The 23401-nt window shown below is 71.0% G+C and carries 22 protein-coding genes; 14 read left to right on the plus strand and 8 right to left on the minus strand.

The window, feature by feature from the left end; genetic code table 11:
- Positions 1–6 precede the first annotated feature (6 nt).
- Both FKR81_RS19195 and FKR81_RS19200 read right to left on the minus strand, forming a co-directional pair.
- Positions 7–1242, minus strand: a complete 1236-nt coding sequence (locus FKR81_RS19195) for an ABC transporter substrate-binding protein (protein WP_146353454.1) — start codon at positions 1240–1242, stop codon at positions 7–9.
- A 130-nt stretch (positions 1243–1372) separates the two neighbouring features.
- Entirely contained in the window at positions 1373–2458 is a 1086-nt protein-coding gene (locus FKR81_RS19200) for a winged helix DNA-binding domain-containing protein (protein ID WP_186763052.1), read from the minus strand.
- Positions 2459–2539: 81 nt separating this feature from the next.
- On the opposite strand from FKR81_RS19200, the gene FKR81_RS19210 reads away from it, so the two are divergent.
- Positions 2540–3439, plus strand: coding sequence for an SRPBCC family protein (locus tag FKR81_RS19210; protein ID WP_235921638.1), 900 nt, complete (start codon positions 2540–2542; stop codon positions 3437–3439).
- A complete protein-coding gene (locus FKR81_RS19215) occupies positions 3436–3801 on the plus strand; it encodes a hypothetical protein (RefSeq protein WP_146353456.1) in 366 nt (121 codons plus the stop codon). The genes FKR81_RS19210 and FKR81_RS19215 overlap by 4 nt, the downstream gene beginning before the upstream one ends.
- A gap of 1 nt (position 3802) precedes the next feature.
- On the opposite strand, the gene FKR81_RS19220 is transcribed toward FKR81_RS19215, so the two are convergent.
- Positions 3803–4675, minus strand: a complete 873-nt coding sequence (locus tag FKR81_RS19220; protein WP_146353457.1) for a universal stress protein — start codon at positions 4673–4675, stop codon at positions 3803–3805.
- A 118-nt stretch (positions 4676–4793) separates the two neighbouring features.
- Between FKR81_RS19220 and FKR81_RS19225 the strand changes: the two genes are divergently transcribed.
- From FKR81_RS19225 to FKR81_RS19240, 4 genes are all read left to right on the plus strand, one after another.
- Entirely contained in the window at positions 4794–5171 is a 378-nt protein-coding gene (locus FKR81_RS19225; RefSeq protein WP_146353458.1) for an SPW repeat domain-containing protein, read from the plus strand.
- A 63-nt stretch (positions 5172–5234) separates the two neighbouring features.
- Positions 5235–5849: a TetR/AcrR family transcriptional regulator gene (locus tag FKR81_RS19230; RefSeq protein ID WP_186763053.1), complete on the plus strand. Its 615-nt coding sequence runs from the start codon at positions 5235–5237 to the stop codon at positions 5847–5849.
- Between the two features lie 11 nt (positions 5850–5860).
- Complete coding sequence (locus FKR81_RS19235) at positions 5861–7435, plus strand: MDR family MFS transporter (protein ID WP_146353460.1); 1575 nt, start codon at positions 5861–5863, stop codon at positions 7433–7435.
- A gap of 53 nt (positions 7436–7488) precedes the next feature.
- On the plus strand, positions 7489–8085 hold the full coding sequence (locus FKR81_RS19240) for a TetR/AcrR family transcriptional regulator (protein ID WP_146353461.1): 597 nt from the start codon (positions 7489–7491) through the stop codon (positions 8083–8085).
- On the opposite strand, the gene FKR81_RS19245 is transcribed toward FKR81_RS19240, so the two are convergent.
- Both FKR81_RS19245 and FKR81_RS19250 read right to left on the minus strand, forming a co-directional pair.
- Complete coding sequence (locus FKR81_RS19245) at positions 8069–9319, minus strand: cytochrome P450 (protein WP_146353462.1); 1251 nt, start codon at positions 9317–9319, stop codon at positions 8069–8071. The genes FKR81_RS19240 and FKR81_RS19245 overlap by 17 nt on opposite strands.
- Positions 9320–9417: 98 nt before the next feature.
- Positions 9418–10083 carry an ArsR/SmtB family transcription factor gene (locus tag FKR81_RS19250; RefSeq protein ID WP_146353463.1) on the minus strand — a complete coding sequence of 222 codons (666 nt, stop codon included), beginning with the start codon at positions 10081–10083 and terminating at the stop codon, positions 9418–9420.
- 83 nt (positions 10084–10166) lie between these two features.
- Here FKR81_RS19250 and FKR81_RS19255 point away from each other — a divergent pair, with 83 nt between their 5' ends.
- Both FKR81_RS19255 and FKR81_RS19260 read left to right on the plus strand, forming a co-directional pair.
- Positions 10167–11066: an NAD(P)/FAD-dependent oxidoreductase gene (locus FKR81_RS19255; protein WP_146353464.1), complete on the plus strand. Its 900-nt coding sequence runs from the start codon at positions 10167–10169 to the stop codon at positions 11064–11066.
- A 205-nt stretch (positions 11067–11271) separates the two neighbouring features.
- The gene (locus FKR81_RS19260) at positions 11272–12156 is read left to right on the plus strand and encodes a ParB/RepB/Spo0J family partition protein (RefSeq protein WP_222598325.1); all 885 of its coding nucleotides are present in this window, start codon (positions 11272–11274) and stop codon (positions 12154–12156) included.
- A gap of 45 nt (positions 12157–12201) precedes the next feature.
- Here FKR81_RS19260 and FKR81_RS19265 read toward each other — a convergent pair whose 3' ends face one another.
- Complete coding sequence (locus FKR81_RS19265) at positions 12202–12753, minus strand: flavoprotein (protein ID WP_222598326.1); 552 nt, start codon at positions 12751–12753, stop codon at positions 12202–12204.
- A gap of 138 nt (positions 12754–12891) precedes the next feature.
- On the opposite strand from FKR81_RS19265, the gene FKR81_RS19270 reads away from it, so the two are divergent.
- Genes FKR81_RS19270 through FKR81_RS19295 form a run of 6 tightly spaced genes read left to right on the plus strand, consistent with a single transcriptional unit; the run spans position 12892 to position 20649 of the window.
- Complete coding sequence (locus FKR81_RS19270; RefSeq protein ID WP_146353466.1) at positions 12892–16059, plus strand: non-ribosomal peptide synthetase; 3168 nt, start codon at positions 12892–12894, stop codon at positions 16057–16059.
- A complete protein-coding gene (locus FKR81_RS19275; RefSeq protein WP_146353467.1) occupies positions 16056–17519 on the plus strand; it encodes a GMC family oxidoreductase in 1464 nt (487 codons plus the stop codon). The genes FKR81_RS19270 and FKR81_RS19275 overlap by 4 nt, the downstream gene beginning before the upstream one ends.
- A gap of 3 nt (positions 17520–17522) precedes the next feature.
- A complete protein-coding gene (locus FKR81_RS19280) occupies positions 17523–18209 on the plus strand; it encodes a thioesterase II family protein (RefSeq protein WP_146353468.1) in 687 nt (228 codons plus the stop codon).
- A 1-nt stretch (position 18210) separates the two neighbouring features.
- Positions 18211–19341: an acyl-CoA dehydrogenase family protein gene (locus FKR81_RS19285; protein ID WP_146353469.1), complete on the plus strand. Its 1131-nt coding sequence runs from the start codon at positions 18211–18213 to the stop codon at positions 19339–19341.
- A gap of 13 nt (positions 19342–19354) precedes the next feature.
- Positions 19355–19810, plus strand: a complete 456-nt coding sequence (locus FKR81_RS19290; RefSeq protein WP_146353470.1) for a group II truncated hemoglobin — start codon at positions 19355–19357, stop codon at positions 19808–19810.
- Positions 19811–19827: 17 nt separating this feature from the next.
- The gene (locus FKR81_RS19295; protein WP_146353471.1) at positions 19828–20649 is read left to right on the plus strand and encodes a GNAT family N-acetyltransferase; all 822 of its coding nucleotides are present in this window, start codon (positions 19828–19830) and stop codon (positions 20647–20649) included.
- Between the two features lie 7 nt (positions 20650–20656).
- Here the strand turns inward: FKR81_RS19295 and FKR81_RS19300 are convergent, their stop codons facing one another.
- Both FKR81_RS19300 and FKR81_RS19305 read right to left on the minus strand, forming a co-directional pair.
- Positions 20657–22669 (minus strand): ATP-dependent Clp protease ATP-binding subunit, encoded by a 2013-nt coding sequence (locus FKR81_RS19300; protein WP_146353472.1) that lies wholly within the window; start codon positions 22667–22669, stop codon positions 20657–20659.
- 44 nt (positions 22670–22713) lie between these two features.
- Positions 22714–23334, minus strand: a complete 621-nt coding sequence (locus tag FKR81_RS19305) for a hypothetical protein (RefSeq protein ID WP_146353473.1) — start codon at positions 23332–23334, stop codon at positions 22714–22716.
- Positions 23335–23401: the final 67 nt, after the last annotated feature.

Consider the following 23401-nt stretch of genomic DNA (forward strand, 5'->3'; position numbering starts at 1 on the left):
CGGATGCTACTTGGCCCTGGTGCCCTTGGCCTTCACCAGTTCGGACTCGCGCAGCGGCTCCACGACCGACAGCCCGCCCGGCACCCCGGCATCGGGCCGGACGATGTACGACTGGGTCGCGGACGGCCGTCCGACCAGCGAGAACCGCAGGGGACTGGTGATGCCCTTCGTGTCGATGCCGTTGGTGTCGTGGAACGCGCGGAGCACGCCGTCGCGGGTCAGGTCGTTCTTCCCGCAGGCCTTCTCGAGCACCGCGACGTACGCCATGGCCACCACGTACCCGTGTACGACGTTGATGGACGCCTTCTCGCCGGGGAACTTCGCCTGGTAGCCGTCGCGGACCTCGCGGGGACCGGGCGCGTCGGCGACGAACGGGGCGACCGGGGACGCGATCAGCACCTGCTTCTGCACCGCGGCGGCGGCCGGTGACTCGAGGATGGCCGGGTCGAACCCGACCGCGCTCGCCAGGAACGGCACGTCCCAGCCGATCCGCGCGGCGATGCCGACCGCGATGGCGGTCTGCGGCGGGGTGGTGCTCAGCACGACGGCCTTGGCGCCCGCCGTCTTCAACGCGGTGATCTGCGTGGTGAGGTCGGCCGTCGAGTCACCGATGGGCTGCTCGGAGACGTTCATGCCCCAGTTGGTCGCGGCGAACTTGGTGCCGTCCAAGGCGTTGTCGCCGTAGTTGCCCTTGATGTAGACGTGGCCGACCGTGTCGCCCTGCTTGATCACACCGGTGCGGCGGTAGTGGTCGAGCCCGTTGAGCACGTCGAGGTCGTACGTCGTGCCGACGATCATCATGTGCGGGTTGCCCAGCAGCGCCGCCGCCCACGAGCCCGGCACGGTCAACGCCCTGGTCTGCATGAGGTCGGGTTCGATGGCCGCCGTCATCTGCGCGCCCGCCACGTCGATGAACCCGAGCACCTGCGGCTCCAGCTCGAAGTAGCCGTCGAGCGCGCGCTGCACGTCGAACCCGTGGTCCTTCTGCTTGAGCTCGATTTTCCGTCCGCACACACCGCCGCGCTGATTGACCTGATCGAGGTAGAGCTCATACCCCCGAATGCGCAGAATGGCGGAAGACTTGAACGGGCCGGTCATATCGGTCAGCACGCCGAGCGCGATGGAGCTCTCGGTGACACCGACCCCGGATCTCATCGGGACCGGTGGCTGTTGTTCGGCACAACCGCTGGTCAACGCGGACAACAACAGTGCGGCGCTCACCACGACGCGGGGGATGGACATCGGCAGGCCTCGGCTCGTTCAACGTAAGTTACCGGTGGGTAGCGCGGATTATTGCCAATTCCAGCCGACCGTTCAAACAATGTGGCGCGAAACACCGGTGAGCCCGAGAAGCTTCAATAACCAATCAAATTCATTCGACGTCGAGCCGGGCGCGGACGCCGAGGAACCTGCCGATGTCCGCGACCTCGGCGCGGATCGCGGGGAGCAGCTGTTTCGCGATCACGCCGAACGGCTCCAGCGTCACCACCATCAGGTCCTGCTTCTGCTCCTTGCGCCACGCGTGCTTCCACAGCCCGGCGATCCGCCCGTTCACCGACACGGACGGCATGATGAACCCGCCACCGGTCTGGAGGACCTTGGCGTACTCGGCGGGCACCGCGTTCTCCCGCGTGCGGTACCCGAGCAGGTACGTCTCGAAGTGCCCGAACAGCCGCACGGTCGTCCGGTCGTCCAGCACCGGATCGTCGAGCACGTAAGCGACTCGGCCGTCGGCCACCACCTCGCGCAGCTGTGCGGCGATCTCGGCGAACCCCGCTCGCGCCGGACCGAGCGGCAGACCCGACCACGCCGCGAAGTCCTCCGCGGTGGCGGGCCCGTAGGCGGCGAGATACCGCTGCGCCAGTCGCGCCTGCGCCTTCTCCTCGGGCAGCACCTCCGACGGGCCCGCCCACTCCTCGAGCAACGTGTAGGCCGGCTCCGCGTCGGACATCTCCGGCCCCCGGCAGATCACCCCGGTCAGCGCCGCGTAGCCCAGCAGGTGCGCCTGGGCCTGGCCCTGAACGTCGACGTCGATCGCGGCCATGATCTCGGCCCTGGTCAGCACCTTCCCGCCGGCCAGCACCTCCCGGATCTCGCCCGTGGCGCGGTCGCACGTCGCCTCGTCGAGCCCCAGCTGGAGCCTGCGCGACCGGAAGGCGAACGCGAACCGCGGCCCGAGCAGGCCGACGACCCAGCCGACGTCCTCGGCGGCCAGCATGTGCAACGTGCCGCGCATCGCCCACGTCCGCACCACGGATCCGGCGGCGCACGCCGCGTCCACGTCGGCTCCCGTGAGGCCGTTCGTCCGCACGCGCACGGACATCCGGTTGGCGCGCACGTCCTGTCCCTGCAACGCGACCACGTGCCGCACCGCGTCCGCGACCTGGTCGCTCCGCGGGCCGGCGAGCAGCTGGGCGTGGGTGCGCGCGACGCGCGTCTGGGCGGCCGTCAGTTCCACGAACGTGACGGTAGCGGTGAATGGCCACTGCCGTACTGGGTATCCGGATGGCATCATCCGCGGTACCGAGGAGGCCAACGCGTGGTCAGCCAACTGCTGGGCATCTACCTCAACGACCACCTGGCGGGCGCCACGGCGGGCGTCGAGCTCGCCCGGCGCGTCTCAGCCAGGAACACCGAGCTGCGCGACCTGGCGCGGGACGTGGCCGACGACCGGCTCGCCCTGCTCAGGCTCATGCGCGAGCTGGACGTGCCGGTGCGCCGCCACAAGGCCGCCGCCGGCTGGGTCGCCGGGAAACTGGGCCAGATCAAGCCGAACGGGCGGCTGCTGAGCCGATCGCCGCTCAGCGACCTCGTCGAGCTGGAGGCCATGCGGCTCGGCATCGAGGGCAAGAGCGCGTTGTGGCGTGCGGTGCGCGAGCTGAAGGACGTCGAGCCCGCCGCGTTCGACCGCCTGTTGTCGCGCGCGGAGTCGCAGGCCCGCGTCGTCGAGGACGCGCGCGTCCGCGCGGCCGAGACCGCGTTCAGCAGCCCGGTGGCGGGCGTGGACGTCACGCGCACGTTCACCGTCGGCACCGCACCCGACGAGGTCGCCGACTACCTGCGCGACTTCTCCCGCACCGAGCAGTGGGATCCGGGCACCGTGTCGTGCACGCGGATCGACACCGGCCCGGTCGCCGTCGGCGCGCGCTGGCGCAACGTGTCGATGTTCCTCGGCAGGAAGACCGAGCTGGTCTACGTGCTGACGCGCAGCGAGCCGGACCGGCTGCGGTTCGTCGGGACCAACAAGACCGCCACCTCAACCGACGACCTCTCGTTCAGCGCGGGGGAGTCACCCGGCACCACCGAGATCGCCTACCACGCGCACGTCGAGCTCAACGGGCTCGCGAGGCTGGGCACGCCGGTTGCGAAGATCGCGATGGAGAAGCTCGGCAGCGACACCGAGAAGAGCCTCACCCGCATACTCGGGGCAGGCCGATGAGATACCTGGCGGCGGTGTTGCTGGTGGTGCTCGCGGCATGCGGGCTACCGGCGCAGACATCGCCGCCGTCCTCTTCGTCCTCCTCTGCTTCGCAGTCGCGGACGTCGTCCTCATCTCATGCGCAGCCGACACCGACGCCGTCCGCGGGCGAGCTGACGTTGCGCGGCACCGTGGAGCCGGGCGTCGAGTCCGGGTGCCTGATCCTGGTCACCGGCGGCCAGGAGTACCTGCTGCTCGGCGGCGACCGGAACGTGGTGACGGCCGGCGCGGACGTGGTCGTGCAGGGCGTGCCCCGGCCCGGTGAGCAGACGACGTGCCAGCAGGGTGTCCCGTTCGAGGTCAAGAACGCCGAACCGGGCTGAGTCAGCCGCGGATCACGGCCACCGAGCAGTGGGCGTGGTACAGCACGGCGTGGCTGACCGACCCGAGCAACGCCCTGCGCACCGCGCCCCTCCCGTGGCTGCCGAGCACCAGCAGCGCGGCGTCCGCCGCCTCCTCGATCAACGCGTGCGCCGGGCCGTCGAACGACACGAGCTGGCGCACGTCCACGTCGGGGTGCGCCTTGCGGTGGGGGGCGAGTGCCTCCTCGAGCACGGCCTCCGAGCCGGCCTTGAGCTGTTCCCAGTCGTAATCCCACGTGCGCACCGGCGACAGCGAGTCGAGCGGCAGGTCCGCCCACGCGTGCACGGCGACGAGCTCGCGGCCGTGCCGGGCCGCGAAGTCGAACGCGAAGGCGACCGCGTGACCGCCGCGTTCGGATCCGTCGACCCCGACGACGACCTTCCCGGCGGTGTTCTCACCGCGCACGACCACGGTCCGCTCGTGGTGGTGCACCACGTCGGCCGACGTGGAGCCGAGCAACGCCCTGGTGAGCGCCGAGCGCCCGGACGCGCCGACGACCAGCAGCCCGGCGCCGTCGTCGACCACCTCCGCCAGCCGCCCCTGTTCGAGCCGGGTGGCCACCTCGAGGTCCGGCCACCGCTGCCCGCAGTCGGCGGCGACGGCGGCGAGCTCCTTCTCGGCCTGCTCGCGGACGACGTCCTCGCTGAACACGTCGGGCACCGGCGCGGAGACCGGCGTGAACACCAGGTCCGGGACCGGTGTGGGCAGCGCGGTCACGATCAGCAGCCGCCGTCCCAGGCTCATCGCTTCCCTTGCGGCCCATCCGATCGCGCGCCGTGCCTGCGCGGAACCGTCGAAACCGGCCACCACCGGACCCTGCTCAGCGCTGGTCACACGTCACCTCCGCTCGTCCGGCGACGGGTACCCGGCAGCCGGATTCAGCACACTTCGCGGTGAATAGGCCGACTATGCAACGTTGCCTCCCGCTGTTGCACAGGGCAAGTATTGCGGCGTGCGCGCGGTGGAGAGCAAGGCCGGCGTCATCACGTTCCTCTCGGGTGTGTGGCTGATCATCGCTCCGGCCGTGTTGCACTTCGACGCGGCCGACATCGGCTTCCGCCCGTACTGGCCCGCGATGGCGGTCGCCGTCGTGGTCATGATCGTCGGGATGCTCCGGGCACTGGCGCCGCTGGAAGTGCCGTGGCTCGGCGCGATCACGTTCGTCCTGTCGCTCTGGCTGGCGGCCGCGCCGGTCCTGTGGCGCGACGACGCCGCCGCCACGGGTGCCGTCGTCAACCAGGTGGTCATCGGGACCGGACTGGTGGTCACGTGCGTGGTCACCGCGCTGATGAACCGGCAGCGTCGGCACACGAGGTCCACGGCCTCCTGAGTGCGTCTCAGTTCACATCGTGCAAACTTGCACGGCGTGCACAATTCCACCTACCGTGGACACGTGACCATCCAGCAGGGGGAAAGCCTGCGCGACCGCAAGAAGCGCCGCACCCGTGCGGCGCTGGTCGGCGCGACCCTGCGGCTCGCCGCGCGGAAGGGACTGGACCAGGTCACGGTCGAGGAGATCAGCAGCGCCGCCGACGTCTCGACCCGCACGTTCTTCAACTACTTCGCCAGCAAGGACGAGGCCGTCACCGGGTCCGATCCGGAAGCCGGGCCGCGCCTGCGCGACCGGGTGCTCGCCCAGCCCGCCGACCTCTCGCCGATCGCCGCGCTCAAGGTCGCGCTGCTCGCCGAGGTGTCCGACGAGCTGGCCGAGGACCGGGACGTCTGGCTGCTGCGCAAGCAGGTCATCGGGCAGCACCCGGAGCTGCTGGCGCGGGTGTTCGCGAGCGGTGAGGAAGCTGAACGGCACCTCGTCGCCGCACTCGCCGAACGGTCCGGCCTGGCCGTGACCGACACCTTTCCGATGTTGCTCACCGCCGCGACGGGCGCGGCGTTCCGGGTCGCGATGGCCCGCTGGGCCGTGGTGGACGATCCGCCGCCGCTCGCGGACCTGCTCGGCGAGGCGCTCGACCTCCTCGCCGCCGGCCTGACCACCGTTCCGCAGAACTGATTGGGGGGACCATGACGGTCAACACCGCTCCGGCAGAAGCTTCACCAGAAACGCCGCCCGAGGTGCGCTCGCGGCGTGACGTCATCCAGGCGATGTCCGGCCTGATGCTCGGCATGTTCGTGTCGATCCTGGCGTCGACCATCGTGTCGAACGCGCTGCCGCGGATCATCGCCGACCTGAACGGCTCGCAGTCCGTCTACACCTGGGTCGTCACGACCGAGCTGCTGGCGATGACCGCGACCGTGCCGCTGTGGGGCAAGCTCGCGGACCTGTACAGCCGCAAGTTCCTCATCCAGGCGTCGCTCGGCCTGTTCGTGATCGGCTCGCTCATCGCCGGGTTCTCCCCGAACGTCGAGGTGCTCATCGCGAGCCGCGTTGTGCAGGGCCTCGGCGCGGGCGGCATGACGGCGCTCGCGACGATCGTGATGGCCGCGATGATCCCGCCGCGCGAGCTCGGTCGGTACTCCGGCATCTTCGGCGCCGTGTTCGGCGTCGGCACGGTCGCGGGCCCGCTCATCGGCGGCCTGCTGGTCGACACCTCCTGGCTCGGCTGGCGCTGGTGCTTCTTCATCGGCGTCCCGTTCTCGCTCGCCGCGATCTACCTGCTCCAGCGCACGCTGCACCTCCCGTTGGTGCGCAAGGAGAACGTGAAGATCGACTACCTCGGTGCCGCGCTGATCGTCGGTGGCGTGTCCACGCTGCTGGTGTGGTCGACGCTGGCGGGCAACAAGTTCGACTGGTGGTCGGGCTGGACGGCCGCGCTGGTGCTGACCGGTGTCGTGCTGCTGGCGCTGGCGGTGTGGGTCGAGTCCCGCGCGGCCGACCCGATCGTGCCGCTGTCGATCTTCCGCAACCGCACGGTCTCGCTGGCCACGGTCGCGAGCGCGCTCGTCGGTGTCGCGATGTTCGGCGGCACGGTGTTCCTGTCGCAGTACTTCCAGATCGGTCTCGGCAAGACGCCGACCCAGGCCGGTCTGCTGAGCCTGCCGCTGATCTTCGGCCTGCTGGTGTCGTCGACCGTCGCCGGTCAGCTGATCACCAGGTACGGCCGCTGGAAGGCGTTCCTCGTGGCCGGTAGCGCGATCATGGTCGGCGGCATGCTGCTGCTGAGCACGATCACCGCGCAGACCACGGTGTTCGTGGTCAGCGTGCACATGGTCGTGCTGGGCATCGGCGTCGGCCTGCTGATGCAGAACCTGGTGCTGGCGGCGCAGAACGACGTGCCCGCCAAGGACCTCGGCGCGACGACCTCGACGCTGACGTTCTTCCGCAGCCTCGGCGGCGCGATCGGCGTCAGCGCGCTGGGTGCGGTGCTGGCCAACAAGGTCACGTCGCTGATGACCGAGAAGTTCGGCCCGCTGGCCACCTCGTCCGGTGGGGACTCGGTGCCCGACCTGTCGGCGCTGCCCGCGCCGGTCAAGGCGATCGTGTCCGAGATCTACGCGACCGCGACCGCCGAGATCTTCCTGGTCGGTGCCCCGTTCGCGGTGCTCGCACTGCTCGCGGTGCTGTTCATCAAGGAGAAGCCGCTCAAGACGCAGAGCGGTGACGAGCGGCTGGCAGCTGAGATGGCCGCCACGCACTGACACCCCGGTGCGGTGATCGTCTGTTCGACGGTCACCGCACTACTGTGTGCCGCATGACGGGCCTGCGGGAACGCAAGAAGGCGGCAACACGTGCCGCGCTGGCGGACGCCGCGCTCACGCTGTGCGTCGAGCACGGCGTCGACGCGGTGACCGTCGAGCAGGTCGCCACCGCCGCGGGCGTGTCGCTGCGGACGTTCTTCAACTACTTCGCCTCCAAGGAGGAGGCCGTCGTCGCCGGTGACATGGCCACGGCGGGCGCCTTCGTCTCGGCCTTCGCCGCGCGACCGGCCGGCGAGGCCGTGCTGGTCGCGCTCGGCGCGGCGTTGCACGAGGTCATCCCCGAGCACATCGAGCTGTCCCGGCTGCACCAGCTGAGGACGTTGCGCCGCACGCCTTCCCTGCTGCCGCACCTGATGGCCGCCTACGCGGTGCGCGAGCAGGAGCTGGCGGCGGCGATCGCCGCGCGGTCCGGGGTCGACGCCTCCGCCGACCCCTACCCGCAGATGTCCGCCGCCGCCACCATGGCCTCGCTGCGCGCCATCCTCCAGTGGTGGGTGGACGTGCCGGACGCGATGTCGCGCTACAACTCCGCCGAGCTGATCGACCGGTTGATCGCCCAGCTCGGCGCGGGTTTCACGCGTCCCAGCTGACCGGCAGGGAATGCACGCCGAAGACCACCATCGTGTCGCGCGTGGGCACCTGGCGGGCCGGAACGTCCAGTCGCAGCCCCGGCAACCGCCGCAGCAGCTCGGTGAAGCCGACGGCCATCTCGACCCTCGCCAGCTGCTGCCCGAGGCACTGGTGGATCCCGTGCCCGAACGACAGGTGGTGCCCGCGCGGCCGGTCGACCGCCAGCGCGCCCGGATCGGGGAACTGCTCGGCGTCCCGGTTGACGGCGGGCACCGAGATGATCACCGTGCTGTCGGCGGGGATCACGACCCCGCCCAGCTCGACCTCGGCGGTGGCGAACCGGAACGGTCCCATGTGGATGATCGACAGGTAGCGCAGCAGCTCCTCGACCGCACCCTCGGCGAGTGACGGGTCCGCACGCAGCTTCGCCAGCTGGTCGGGGTGCTCGAGCAGCGCGAAAGTGCCCAGCCCCAACATGTTCGCGGTCGTCTCGTGCCCCGCGACCAGCAGCAGGTTCGCGACACCGGCGAGCTCGTCGTCGTCGAGGTCGCCGTCCTGGATGAGCCCGGACAGCAGGTCGTCCGCGGGATGCTCGCGCTTCGAGCGCACCAGTCCGATCATGTACGCGCGCAGCTCGTCGCGGGCCTCGATCAGCTGCTCCAGCGGGGTCTCGAGGTTCAGCAGCTGCGCGGTCCGGTGCTGGAACGAGTCCCGGTCGTCGTAAGGAACACCGAGCAGCTCGCAGATCACCAGCGACGGCACCGGCAGCGCGAAGTCGCGCACCAGGTCGGCGGGCGGCCCGGCGGCGATCATCGCGTCGAGCCGGTCGGTGACGATCTCGTGGATGCGCGGCGTGAGCATCCGCATGCGCCGCACGGTGAACTGCCCGGTCAGCAGCCTGCGGTACCGGGTGTGCTCGGGCGCGTCCATGGCGATGAACCCGCCCGCGCGGGCCTTGGGGGAGAGCAGTTGCTCACGCATCTCCTGGGGCACCCGCGCCAGCAGCCGCGGGTTGCGGAACCGGTCGGCGCTCATCCTCGGATCGCTGAGCACGGCACGCGCTTCGTCGTGCCCGGTCACCAGCCACACGACCTCGCCGTTCGTGGCGGTGACCTGGTGGACGGGGCCGCGTGCGCTGAGGTCGGTCACGCCCGCTGCCGGGTCGAACGGGCAGCCCGTGCGGTCGACCAGCTCGGGCGGCAGCTGCGTGCGCATGCTGTCGGTGGTGGGGCGTTGCCGGGAAGCCGCGGTCATCGGGCAGTCCTGTTCCCGACCCGGAGTAGTCGGGTCGTAGCTCGGCGTCGTCGACCCCACAGTACTCAAACTTGCACGACGTGCACTTTCTTTTCCGGTCAGCGGATCGGGGACGACAGCGGCTGGCCCGCGAGCTGCCACTCGAGGATGCCGTCGGCCAGCCGCGTGGCGTGGAACCCGTGCGCGTTGAGCAGTCGCACGGCGTCGTGCGAGAACGAGCAGTAGACGCCCCGGCAGTAGACGACGATCTCCTGGTCCGGCGGCAGTTCGGACAGACGCGACTCCAGCTCGTCCATCGGGATCGACACGGCCTTCGGGATGTGCGCGGCCTCGTACTCGGACGACGGCCGCACGTCCACGACGATCGCCTGTCCCGCGCTGACCCGGCGCAGCAACTCGTCGCGGCTGATCTCCTCGGTGTCGTCGGGGCCGAGGTAGCGACGGGCGGCCGCGTCGACCTCGGCCATCTGGGTCGACGCGACGGTGAGCAGCTGGCCGTACAGGGCGGCGACGGCGTCGGACGCGATGCGGTAGCGGATGGTCGTGCCGTCGCGGGTCGTGGAGACCAGGCCCGCGTGCTTGAGGGTCTGCAGGTGCGCGGACGTGGTGGTGACGTTCAGCCCGGCCGCCTGCGCCAGTTCGACCACGGCGTACGGGCGCTGGACGAGCAGGTCGACCAGCTCCAGCCGCTTGCCGTTGCCCAGTGCCTTGCCCACCAGTGCGATCAGTTCGTACAGCGCGGGCCTCAGTCGCCTTTCGGGCACCTGTCGCCTCCTAGGCGATAGTTCCAAAGATCTGTGGAATAGTGTAACTGGAAGGCGGGAAAGTCAATCCGAGAGGGGACGGCATGGGTGACGTGCGCGACGTCGTGGTGATCGGTGGCGGGGCTGCCGGGTTGAGCGGCGCGCTGCTGCTGGCCAGGGCGCGGCTGCGGGTGACCGTGGTCGACGCGGGCACGCCGCGCAACGCGCCCGCCGCGCACATGCACGGCTTCCTCTCGCGTGACGGCATGCCGCCCGGCGAGCTGGTCGCGGCCGGACGGGACGAGGTCGCCGCGTACGGCGGTGAGCTGGTCGACGACGCGGTGACGGAAGTGCTGCCCGGCTTCGAAGTCCGGCTGGCGAGCGGCCGCGTGCTGACCGCGCCGCGGCTCCTGGTGACCACCGGCATGCGCGACGAGCTGCCCGGCGTGCCCGGTGTCGCGGAACGCTGGGGGCGCGACGTGCTGCAGTGCCCGTACTGCCACGGCTACGAGGTGCGCGACCAGGCGCTCGGCGTGCTCGCCACCTCGCCCGCCGCCGTGCACCAGGCGCTGCTCGTGCGGCAGTGGTCGGCCGGCACCTCGTTCTTCGAGCACACCTACGAGCTGACCGACGCCGAACGCGCCCAGCTCGCCGCGTGGGACATCCGGATCGTGCCGGGCGAGGTCAAGGAGCTCGTCGTCGAGGACGCCGTGCGCGCCGTGCGGACCGCGGACGACGAGGTGCCCGTCGACGCGGTGTTCGTCTTCCCCCGGTTCGTGCCCGGCCTGCTCGGCGGACTCGGGCTCGCGACCGACGAACGGGGCTTCGCGGTCGCGGACGGCAACGGCGCGACGAGCGTGCCCGGCGTGTGGGCGGCGGGCAACGTCGTCAACTCCAGGGCCCAGGTGCTCATGGCCGCGGGCGCCGGTGCGGCCGCCGCGATGTCCATCCACGCCGATCTCGTGCAGGACCTCACCCGGCGGGCTGTGCAGAACGCCAGCTGAGACGGCTATTGCAGCCACTTTTCCAAGGCAACGGGAAATATTACCCGGCTATCTGTTAGTGGCTCCCCTAAGACGGCAACTCGTATCCTGTGAGGGGGATTCGGATTGATTCGGGGGACCTGAATTGCTTCGGTGCGTTGAGTTCAGCCGGCCGGACGATCCGGATCACGATGAGAATGCGTCCTCGCTTCCTTCGGATAAATGCGTGCTGGTGCCGATAAGCGAACTGCGGCCTTCTGACTCACCGCGGTTGTCGGGCGAGAGTTGTGCGCACGCGCGCACTCTCGCCGAATCGGACGCCGAGCTGCCGCCGTTGCTCGTGCACCGGCCGACCATGCGCGTGATCGACGGGATGCACCGGCTCCAAGCGGCGACGCTGCGCGGCGAGCGGGCGGTGCTCGTGCGGTTCTACGACGGCGCCGCCGCGGACGCGTTCGTCCTCGCCGTCAAGGCGAACGTCGCGCACGGCCTGCCGTTGTCGGTCGCGGACCGCCGGGCGGCCGCGCTGCGCATCATCGCCTCGCACCCGCAGTGGTCGGACCGGGCGATCGCCGAGGCCACCGGGCTCACCGCGAAGACGATCGGCTCGATCCGCCGGTGCGCAACTGGCGAGGACGCGCAGTTGCGCACCCGGATCGGCCGTGACGGCAGGGCCCGCCCGCTGAGCAGCTCCGACGGCCGCCTGCGGGCCTGTGCGCTGATGAGGGAGAAACCGGACGCGTCGCTGCGGCAGATCGCCGGCGAGGCCGGGATCTCGCTGGGGACGGTGCGCGACGTGCGCGACCGGCTCGCGCGCGGTGAGGACCCGGTGCCCCGGCAGCAGCGGGACCGCCGCCCCGCCGAACCGGTGCAGATGCGGACCGAAGACGTGATGTCGCTGCTCGTGCGGCTCAAACGCGACCCGTCGCTGCGGTTCACCGAGACCGGCCGTTCGCTCATCCGGCTGCTCAGCCTGCACGCGCTCGGCGAGCGGGAACGCGAGCAGCTGCTCGACTCCGTGCCCGCGCACTGCAGGCGCGTCGTCGCCGAGCTGGCGCACGCGTGCGCGCAGACGTGGCAGGAGATCGCGGACAAGTTCGAGTGCCGTTAGGGCACCCTCGCGGCCTTAACGCCGCGAGGGTGCCCTAACGGCATTTCAGCTCAGCAGGTCGCCGACGATCTTGGCGACCTCCGCCGGTGACGGCATCGTCGGGTGGTGCGTGACGGTGCCGGAGCCGGGGTCGTAGCTGTCGTGCCACACCGGCTCCGGCACGTGGCCGCCGTCCGCGCGGATCTGGGCGACGTTGCGCCGCACCGCGGGCTTGGCCCACATCGCCGCGCCCATCGACGCGAAGTAGACGACCGGGAACGTGGCGGCCAGCACGATCGTCGCCAGCCGGTTCGGCGCCGCCCCGGCCGCGGCGGCCGCGAGGACGTTCGCCGTCGCGGGCAGGACGACCAGCACGTCGTGGTCCGCCACGAGCCGCGACGGCTTGTCGGTCGGCCAGTCCTCAGGTGACTCACCGCTCACCACTCGTTCGGCCGAAATCGCGACGGTGGTCGGTGGCAAGAACTGAGCAGCGGTGTGCGTCATAAGGACCGTGTACGTGCCACCCAAATGGCTGCGCATCTCGTTGATGTACGTCGGTAAGGCCGTGATGGCGACCGATCCGGTTGCGCCGATCAGGATGCGAGGTGATGTGCTCATGCACGAATGGAAATGCATGTGCGTTCAGTTGACAAGACTGAGCGCTGCTGATGCCATCAGTGGGCGATCGACGATTCGTTCGAGGGGCGAGTGATCGTCGTGCCTGTTTGTTGAAAGCATTCCTGAAAGGTCGGGGCCATGGATGATCCCTTTGGGCAGTTGATGAATTTCCTGAATTGTCCGGCGGGTTCGGGCCCAGCGGAGAAGCCGGCGGGCGAGCCGTTCGAGCTGACCGACGTCCAGCACGCCTACCTCGTCGGGCGGCACCGCGGGCTCGAGCTCGGCGGCGTGGCCGCCCACTCGTACTTCGAGTTCGACTGCCCGGAGTTGGACGTTCCCCGGCTCACCGCCGCGCTGCGGAAGGTCGTCGACCGGCACGACATGCTGCGCGCGGTGATCGACGACGGCCGCCAGCGGGTGCTCGGCCGCGTCCCCGCCTACGACATCGAGGTCACCGACCTGCGCGGTCGTTGCTACGCGGAGCAGACGGCCGCGCTGGAGCAGGTCCGCGCGGAGCTGGTCGCCGAGGTGCGGCCGGTCGACCAGTGGCCGCCGTTCGACGTCCGCGCCACGCTGCTCGCGCCCGACCAGGTCCGCCTGCACCTCAGCGTCGATCTGATGTTCATCGACGTCCGCGGTCTGTTCCTGATGCTGAACGAGTGGCGCAACCACTACGACGACGCCAGCTGTGCGCCCGCGCCGCTCACCACGTCGTTCCGCGACCACGTTGCCGCGCAACGGGCACAGGACACCTCCCGCGAGGAGCGCTACTGGCTCTCCCGCGTCGACGACCTGCCGCCCGCCCCCGACCTGCCGCTCGCCACCCCCCCCGAACGGCTCGGCACGCCGAGCTTCCACCGGTTGAGCACGACCGTCGACAAGGAGCACTGGGCCGCGCTCACCGCCGCCGCGAAGGGCCGCGGCCTGAGCCCGAACGCCGTGCTGCTCACCGCGTACTGCGAGGTGCTGCGGACGTGGTCGAAGCGGCCGGACTTCACCGTCACGGTGACCTCGCTCGACCCGCGCGCCGAGGACGTGATCGGCGACTTCCTGTCGCTGACCCTCTTCGCCGCCCACGACAACACGGCCGAGACCTTCGAGGACCGCGTCGCCGCGGTGCAGAGCAGGCTGCGCGACGACCTCGACCACTCCGCGTTCGGTGGCATCGAGGTGCTGCGAGAGCTGGCCCGCAGGCGGGGCGACGGCCGTGGTGTCTCGATGCCGGTCGTCTACTCGAGCGTGCTCGGCAGCGAGCTGAACGCCAACGCGCTGCGCGTGTTCGGCGAGCTGGTGCGCACCGAGAGCCAGACACCGCAGATCTGGCTGGAGAACCAGGTCGTCGAGGCGGACTGCGGTCTCACCGTCAACTGGAACTCCGTCGACGGGCTCTTCCCCGACGGCGTGCTCGACGCGATGTTCGCCGAGTACCGGGCGGTGCTCGACCGGCTGGTCGACGACGAGGACGCGTGGGAGCTGACCGGCAGCCTGGTGCGCCTGCCCGACGCGGACGCCGCCGAGCGGCGCGAGGCCAACGCGACCGCGAAGGACCTGCCGAAGGTCCGGCTGCACGACCTGGTCGCACGGGCCGCCGCACGCACGCCCGACGCGGTCGCGGTCATCGCGGACGACGTGGAGGTCACCTACCGGCAGCTCACCGAGGACGCGCACCGCTTGGCACGCGGCCTGGACGGCGAGCCGAACACGCTGGTCGCGGTGTCGATGCGGCCCGGCGCCCAGCTGTACTCCGCGCTGCTCGGCGTCCTGCACTCCGGCTCCGCGTACGTGTCGATCGACCCGGACCTGCCGGAGCAGCGGCGGCTGGCGCTGCTGAAGCGGTGCGCGGCGAAGGCCGTGATCACCGAACCGGCGCTGCGCGACGAGCTGACGTGGCCGGATGACATCGCCGTCGTGACGCTCGACGACGTCGCGCACCTCAGTGCGGAACCCTTGCGGAGCAGCCAAACCGAGGACGACCTAGCGTACGTGATCTTCACGTCCGGCTCGACCGGTGAGCCCAAGGGCGTCATGATCGCCCACCACGCGGCGGGCAACACGGTGCAGGACATCAACGAGCGGTTCGGCGTCGGTCCGACCGATCGCGTTCTCGCTCTGGCCCCAACGGGTTTCGACCTGTCGGTGTACGACGTCTTCGGCGTGCTCGGCGCGGGCGGCACCGTGGTGGTCCCGTCGCCGGGCCGGGTCAACGACGTCGACCACTGGACCGAGCTGGTCGCCCGCCACGGCGTGACGATCTGGAACAGCGTGCCCGCGCCGATGCGGCTGTGGGTCGAGTCGCTCGGCGACGACGCGCCGGACACCGTCCGGCTCGCACTGCTCAGCGGTGACTGGATCCCGACGAGCCTGCCCGGCCAGATCCACGCCCGGTTCCCGGAGATGGACGTGATCAGCCTCGGCGGCGCGACGGAGTGCTCGATCTGGTCGGTGTTCTTCCCGATCGGCGAGGTGCCGCCGGAGTGGCCGAGCATCCCGTACGGCAAACCGCTGTGGAACCAGACGCTGCACGTGCTGAACGACCGGCTCGACCCGTGCCCGGCCTGGGTGACCGGCGAGATCTACATCGGCGGCACGGGGGTCGCGCTCGGCTACTGGGCCGACGAGCAGCGCACCGCGGAGCGGTTCGTCGACGTCGGGGGAGAGCGGCTGTACAAGACCGGCGACCTCGGCCGATACCTGCCCGGCGGCGACATCGAGATCCTCGGCCGCACCGACTTCCAGGTGAAGATCAACGGTTACCGCGTCGAGCTGGGCGAGATCGAGGCCGCGCTCGACCGTCAGCCGGGCGTCCGGCAGGCGCTCGTCGCGGCACCGGCGCACCCGCAGACCGGCCACCGCCAGCTCGCCGCGTACCTCGTGCTCGACGACGAGGTCGACACGACGTTGGTGCGCAAGGCACTCGCCGAGGTCCTGCCGAGCTACATGGTGCCCAACCACTACGTCACGATCGACGCGCTGCCGCTCACCACCAACGGCAAGATCAACCACGGCGCGCTGCCCGCGCCGTGGAGCGACGGCGGCGAGGACGAGGAGCGGGTGTCGCCGCGCAGCGACGTCGAGGAACGGCTGCTGCGGATCTGGGCGGCCCAGCTCGGCCACGGCGATCTCGGTGTCGAGGACGGGTTCTTCGACATCGGCGGCGACTCGTTGCACGCCGTCGGCATCCTCAGCCACCTGCGCGCGGAGTTCGGGCTCGACTCGACCGCCGAGCAGCAGGTGATCGAGGGGCTGTTCATGAACGCCACCATCGCGGAGTTCGCGGACGTCGTCCGATCGGCCGCCGGGTCATGAGCACCGAGTACGACGTCGTGGTGGTCGGGGCAGGCTCGGCGGGCGCGGTCGTGGCGAGCCGTCTCGGCGCGGCGAAACGCGTGCTGCTCATCGAGGCCGGTCCCGACCAGCCCGACCCGAACCCGTTGCTGGACGGCACGAAACTCCACCTCGACGGCTTCAACTGGGACCACCTCGCGAACCTGCGCACGAAGACCCGGCACAGCTCGCGGGCACTGTGGGGCCGGTTCCCGTACCGCGTCGGCAAGGTCGTCGGCGGCTCGTCCGCGGTGAACGGCGCGGTCGCGATGCGGGCGCTGCCCAGGGACTTCGACGACTGGGTGAAGCTCGGCAACCCGGACTGGTCCTGGGAGGCCGTGCAGCCGTTCTACGACCGGGTGCGGCTGCCGATCCGGCGGCCGGACGACCTGCACGAGCTGGAGGTCGCGTTCCACGACGAGTGCACGCGGATGGGGCTGCCGGACGTGCCGGACCTCAACGACGGCACCGAGTTGGGCGTCGGTCCGGTGCCCGCCAACACGGTCGGCCGGGAGCGCAGGGACGTCCGCGCGATGTACCTGACCGACGCTGATGTCGAGCTGTGGACCGGATGCGCGGTCACCCGCGTGCTGTTCGACGGCCGGCGCGCGGTGGGGGTCGAGGTGCGCCGCGACGGGGCCGTCGAGACGGTGCGCGCCCGCGAGGTCGTGCTCAGCGCGGGCGCCATCGGCTCGCCGGTGATCCTGCAACGCTCGGGCGTCGGACCGGCGGACGTGCTGGCACGGCTGGGAGTTCGCCCCGTGCGCGAGCTGGCGGGCGTCGGCGAGAACCTCGTCGACCACCCGTCGATCGTGATCTGGGCGAAGCCGCGCGACGGGGTGTGCGCTCCGGGTGCGCCGTGGCGGCAGGTCGCGGCCCGCATGTCGAGCGGCGTGCGCGACGACGGCGCGGACGTGCAGGTGTGGCTGCTGAACAACGTCGAGAGCTCGACCATCCCCGGCTTCGCGAACCGGCTGGGCTGGGACATGGTCGTCGGCATCTCGGTCATGTTGCTGCGTCCCGAGTCGCGCGGCCGCGTCCACCTCGAGGAGCCGGACGGGAAGCCGGTGATCGAGCTGGGTTTCGGCACCGAGCCGGACGACGTGGAACGCCTCGCGCACGGCGTGCGGAAGGCGTGGCGGATCCTGCGCTCACCCGCGTTCGCCGCACGGCTGGAGGACGTCCAGCTGTGGACCGACGCGATGGTCGCCGACGACACCCTGCTGCGCGGCGCGGTGCGCAACGTGATGAGCCCCGGCTGGCACGCCGTCGGCACCGCGCGGATGGGGCCGGAGACCGACCCGATGGCCGTTGTCGACCAGCGGTGCCGGGTGCACGGGCTGGACGGGCTGCGGGTGATCGACGCGTCGGTGTTCCCGACGATGCCGAGCGCGCCGACCAACCTGACGACGATCATGCTCGCCGAGCGGATGGGGGAGTGAGCGGTGCGGCTCTACTGCTTTCCGCACGCGGGCGCGACGACGTCCGTCTACCGGCCGTGGCAGGCACCCGGTGTGCAGGTGGTCGGCGTCGACCGGCCCGGCAGGGGACTGCGGGCACGTGAACCCAAGGTGCTCGACTACCCGGAGGTCGTCGCGTCGACGGCCGAGTATGTGGCCGCCGATCTCGAGTCCGCGGGCCGCGTGCCGTTCGCGACGTTCGGCCACAGCTTCGGCGCGATGCTCAGCCTCGCCGTCGCCGCCGAGGTCGAGCGGATCGCCGGCACACCACCGTTGTGCGCCGTCGTGTCGGCGGCACTGCCACCGCGGCTCCAGCCACCCGTCGACGACACGGCGGGGATGAGCGACGCCGACCTGCTGGACAAGATCGCCGCGGACGGCGGCACGGCGCCGGAGCTGCTGTCGTCACCCGCGATGGCCGGCTTCCTGGTCGGGCTGATGCGCGACGACTACGCGGTGCGGCGGCAGTTCCCGCGCGACATCGGCCTGCGCGTCGGCTTTCCGCTGACCATGGTCGCCGCGCGGGACGACGCGCACCTGTCGCCGGAGCAGATGTGGGCGTGGGCCGAGCACACCACCGGGCCGGTCAGGCGGGTGGAGGTGCCGGGCGGTCACTTCGCGGCCGTCCGCGCACCGGCGGACATGATCTCGATCGCGTTCGGGGGGAGCTGACGTGGACAACAACCCGTACACCGCATCGCACGAGGACTTCCGGGCGCTGTGCCGCACGTTCCTCGCCCGCGAGGCCGTTCCGCACCACGCCGAGTGGGAGCACGCGGGCATCATCGGGCACGACCTGTGGGCCAAGGCCGGCGAGGCGGGGCTGCTCGGCATCGACGTGCCCGTCGAGCACGGCGGGGGAGGTGAGCCGGACTTCCGCTACACCGCGGTGTTCATCGAGGAGCTGGTCCGCGCCCGCGTCACCGTGCCGGGTTTCGTGGCGCACAACGACATCCTCTCGTCGTACCTGGCCACCCGCACCACGGCCGACCAGCGGGCGCGGTGGCTGCCCGGCCTGTGCTCGGGCAAGCTCATCGCCGCCATCGCGCTGAGCGAACCGGACGCGGGCTCGGACCTGTCCGGCATGCGCATGACGGCCGTGCGCGACGGGAACGACTACGTCCTCAACGGGCAGAAGACGTTCATCACCAACGGAGAGAACGCCGACCTGGTGGTCGTCGCGGCGAAGACGGCGGCCCAGGGCATGAGCCTGTTCGTCGTCGAACGCGGCACGCCCGGCTTCTCGCGCGGCAGGAGGCTGGAGAAGCTCGGCTGGCAGGCGTGCGACACGAGCGAGCTGTTCTTCGCCGACTGCCGCGTCCCGGCCACGAACCTCGTCGGCAAGGAGAACGCCGGACTGGGCTACCTGATGGGCGGCCTGCCGCGGGAACGGCTGTGCATCTCCGCGGTGGCCGTCGCGACCGCGGAGAAGATGCTGGCCGACGCACTCGCGTACGCGCGTGACCGCAAGGCGTTCGGGCAGGCCATCGGCAGCTTCCAGCACAACAGGTTCCTGCTGGCCACTGTGGACACCGAGGTCACGCTCGCGCGGGTGTTCCTCAACCACTGCATCGCCGAGCACAACGCCCGGCGCCTCACCGGCACCGACGCGGCGAAGCTCAAGTGGTGGACCACCGAGCTGCAGGTCCAGGTCGCAGACCGGTGCCTGCAGCTGCACGGCGGCTACGGCTACCTCAAGGAGAGCCCGATCGCCGGGGAGTGGACCAACAGCCGCGTGCAGACGATCTACGGCGGCACCACGGAAATCATGAAGGAACTGATCGGCCGGTCGCTCGGCCTGTGAAGGGAGGCACGCGATGGTTCCCACCGTCTACGAGTGGGCGGGCGGCGCGGCGGCGTTCGAACGGCTCACCGAGGTGTTCTACGCCAAGGTCGTCGAGGACGACCTGCTCGCACCGCTCTTCCGGTACATGAAGGCCGAGCACCCGCACGACGTCGCGGTGATGCTCGGCGAGGTCTTCGGCGGTCCCAGGACCTACACCGAGGAGCACGGCGGCCACCGGCGCCTGCTGAACAAGCACCGCGGCCGCGACATCCAGCCCGAGCAGCGGGCGCGCTGGGTCGAGCTGATGCTCAGCTCCGCCGACGAGGCCGGCTTCCCGGCCGACCCGGAGTTCCGCGCCGCGTTCGTCGGCTACCTGGAGTTCGGCTCACGCCGTGCGATGGCGAACTCGAAACCCGGTGCGACACCGAAGGAACGCGACTCGCTCAAGCAGTGGGGCTGGGGCCAGGCGGCCCCCGGCGCCGAGTGAACACGAGAGGATCCGAGATGGACCTGAAGGTCAGCGTCGCCACGCTCGCCGACTGGCAGCACGCCGTGGCGTGGGCGAACAACGAGGGCTGGAACATCGGTTACCAGGACGCTGCGTGCTTCCACGCCACCGACCCGGACGGCTTCTTCATCGGCCGCGTCGGCAACCGCCCGGTCGGCGCCGTCTCGATGGTCAACCACTCCGCGTCGTACTCGTTCTGGGGCAACAACCTCATCGACCCCGAGTTCCGCGGCCACGGGTTCAGCCACGTGCTGACGCGCACGTCCCGCGCACACGCAGGTGATCGGCTCGTCGGCGCCGACGGCATGCCGCACCTCGCGGACGGCTACTCGCGCAACCACGGGCTCATCGGCGTCCACGACACCGTGCACTACATCGGCCGCGCGTCGGGTTCCGTCGGTGACGGAGTGGTGCGCGCGGGCCGCGAGCACCTGGACGCGATCGCGCTGTACGACAGCACCGCGTTTCCCGCGCACCGGCGGAAGTTCCTGAGCCACTGGCTGTTCGCGCCCGGCCACGAGGCCTACGTGCGCGTCGTCGACGGCTCGGTCACCGGGTACGGCGTGGTCCGGCCCGCGCCGCTGCGGCACTGCATCGGCCCGCTGGTCGCGTCCACGGCCGAGGACGCGGCGGTGCTGTTCGACGCGCTCACCTCGGACGTGGACGAGGTGTCCGTGTTCGCGCCGGAGCACGGTGGTGCGTTCCTGGAGGCGCGTGGCCTCAAGGAGGAGTTCCGCGTCCTGCGCATGTACACCGGGGCTGAGCCTCGGGTGCGGGCGGAGCGGGTGTTCGCGACCGCCAGCCTGGAGCTCGGCTGACCCGTGGCTACCCGGACTCCGGGCGGTCGGTGATGGTGAGGACCAGTCCGGAGTCCGCGGCGGTGACGGTGACGTGCTGGCCACCGTGCAGCTCACCGGAGAGCAGTGCGCGCGACAGCAGCCGGTCCAGCTCCCTGCCGATGGTGCGGCGCAACGGGCGGGCGCCGTGCTCGGGTGCGTAGCCGCGCGCCGCCAACCAGTCGACGGCCTGCTCGTCCACGTCCAGCGTGACGTCCTGTTCGCGCAGGCGCTGGCGGGTGGAGTCGAGGAGGAGCTCGGTGATCTGGCGCAGCTGGCCCGCGTCCAGTCCGCGGAACAGGAGCACCTCGTCGAGGCGGTTGAGGAACTCGGGGCGGAAGTAGCGGCGGACGGCGGCCATCAGCCGCTCGCGCAGGTGCTCCACCGGAACACCGGACGTGGCCGCGGCGAGCAGCTGGTCGGCGCCGATGTTGCTGGTCATGATGATCACCGTGTTGGCGAAGTCGGTGGTGCGCCCCTGCGCGTCCGTGAGCCGCCCGGCGTCCAGCACCTGCAGCAGTGTGTTGAAGACGTCGCCGTGCGCCTTCTCGATCTCGTCCAGCAGCAGCACCGAGTACGGCGTGCGGCGGACCGCGCCGGTGAGCTGGCCCGCGTCCTCGTAGCCGACGTATCCCGGTGGCGCGCCGGTCAGCCGGGTCACCGCGTGCTGCTGGGCGAACTCGCTCATGTCGAACCGGATGAGCCGGTCCTGCGAGCCGTAGAGCGCCTCGGCGAGTGCTCGCGCGACCTCGGTCTTGCCCACCCCGGTCGGGCCGAGGAAGAGGAAGGACCCGATCGGCCGGTGGGGGTGCTTGAGGCCGGCCCGGCCCTGGCGGACCGCGTCGGCCACCGCCTCGACCGCCTCGTCCTGTCCGACGATCCGCCGGTGCAGGTGGTCCTCCAGGTGCAGCAGCCGGTGCCGCTCGGCCTCGGTCAGCTGGGCGACCGGGATGCCGGTGCTGCGGGACACGACGTCGGCGACGTCGTGCGGACCGACCTCCGGTGCGTCGGCCACCGCGGCACGGGCCGCCGCCAGCTCGGCGACCGCGCGGTCGAGTTCGTCGTCGAGCCGGTGCACGTCCTCGCCCTCGGCGGCGAACCTGTCCCGCTCGAGGCGTTTCACCCGCTGCTCCAGGCGATCCGGGTCCGGTGCCGCGGACTTCTCCCGCAGCCGGACTCGCGCCCCCGCGCGGTCGACGAGGTCGATCGCCTTGTCCGGCAGGAACCGGTCGGTGACGTAGCGGGCGGACAGCTCCACGGCGGAGACGAGCGCCTCGTCGGTGTAGCGCACGCCGTGGTGCGCCTCGTACCGGTCGCGCAGGCCGCGGAGGATGGCGATGGTCTCCTCGGTCGACGGCTCGGCGACCACGACCGGCTGGAAACGCCGCTCCAGCGCGGCATCCCTGGCGATGTGCCGCCGGTAGTCCTCGACCGTGGTCGCCCCGATGACCTGGAGCCTGCCGTCGGTCAGCGCGGGCTTGAGCATGTTCGCGGCGTCCATCGTCGCGCCCTCGGCGCTGCCCGCGCCCACGACGGTGTGCAGCTCGTCGATGAACAGCACGACCATCCGGTCGGTCGCCACCACCTCGTCGATGACGCCGCGCAGGCGTTCCTCGAACTCGCCGCGGTACTTCGACCCGGCGACCATGCCCGCCAGATCCAGTGAGATGAGCCGCCGTCCGCTGAGGGTGGCGGGTACCTCGCCGCGCGCCATCCGGGTGGCGATGCCCTCGACGATGGCGGTCTTGCCCACGCCGGGATCGCCGATCAGGACGGGGTTGTTCTTCGTCCGCCGCGACAGCACCTCGAGCACCTCGTCGACGACGTCGTCGCGGCCGACCACGGGATCGAGCAGCCCGTCCCTGGCGGCGGCCGTGAGGTCCCTGCCGAAGTGGTCGGTCCGCCGGGTCGTGGATCGGGGCTGTCCCAGCTTTCCGAAGAGCTCGCCGACGAGGTCCTCGAGCGAGTTGGATCCGAAACCGAACACCCAGTCGTCCGCCATCGCAAACCGCCTCCTGTACTCGATCCTCCGCCTTTCGGCGCGGATCAGAAGAGCCGGTCGAAGACGATCAGCCCGCCCAGCAACAGGACGACGCTCACCGCCGCGCCGAACAGCTCGACCAGCGCCAGCCGGTGCCGCGCCCAGCGGACGAACGACAGGTTCACCGCGACGTGCGCCACGGCGGTGGCGAGCACCCACCACGGCCCGGCGGCGACGAGCAGGGTGGCGCCGAGGTGCAGCGCCGCGGCCGTCGTGCCGCGCACACCGCTGTGCGCCGGGTGCGTGCTGGCGACCCCGCCCTGCGACCGCAGCAGCTCGGCCGCGTCCCGCTTCATGGGCCACCGGAACTGCGCGAGCCGGGTGGCCCCGGTGAACACCAGCTCCGCCAGCGCCCACCCGAAGCCGGCCCACAACGCGGGCGCGAACCCGCTGACGCCGATCAGGACCAGGCCCAGCCGCACCAGCTCGTCCGTCACGCCCGAGCTGGCCGCGAGGATCGTCCGGCCGCGCTGCGGATCCCGCAGCCTGCCCGCCGACGCGATCGTCGGCACCCGCGCGGCCAGCGCGACCAGCCAGCCGAGCACACCGAGCACTGCCGCACCGGACTCGGTGAGGCCGAGCGGCACCGCCAGCGCGATGGCGAGCAGCACGAGTACGACCGACACGACGACAACGCCCGCGCGGATCCTGCCGCCGACCGGAGCCGCGCCCAGGTCGGTGGTGCCGCTGCGT

It is taken from the genome of Lentzea tibetensis (assembly GCF_007845675.1).
In the GTDB taxonomy this organism is placed as follows: Bacteria; Actinomycetota; Actinomycetes; order Mycobacteriales; family Pseudonocardiaceae; genus Lentzea; species Lentzea tibetensis.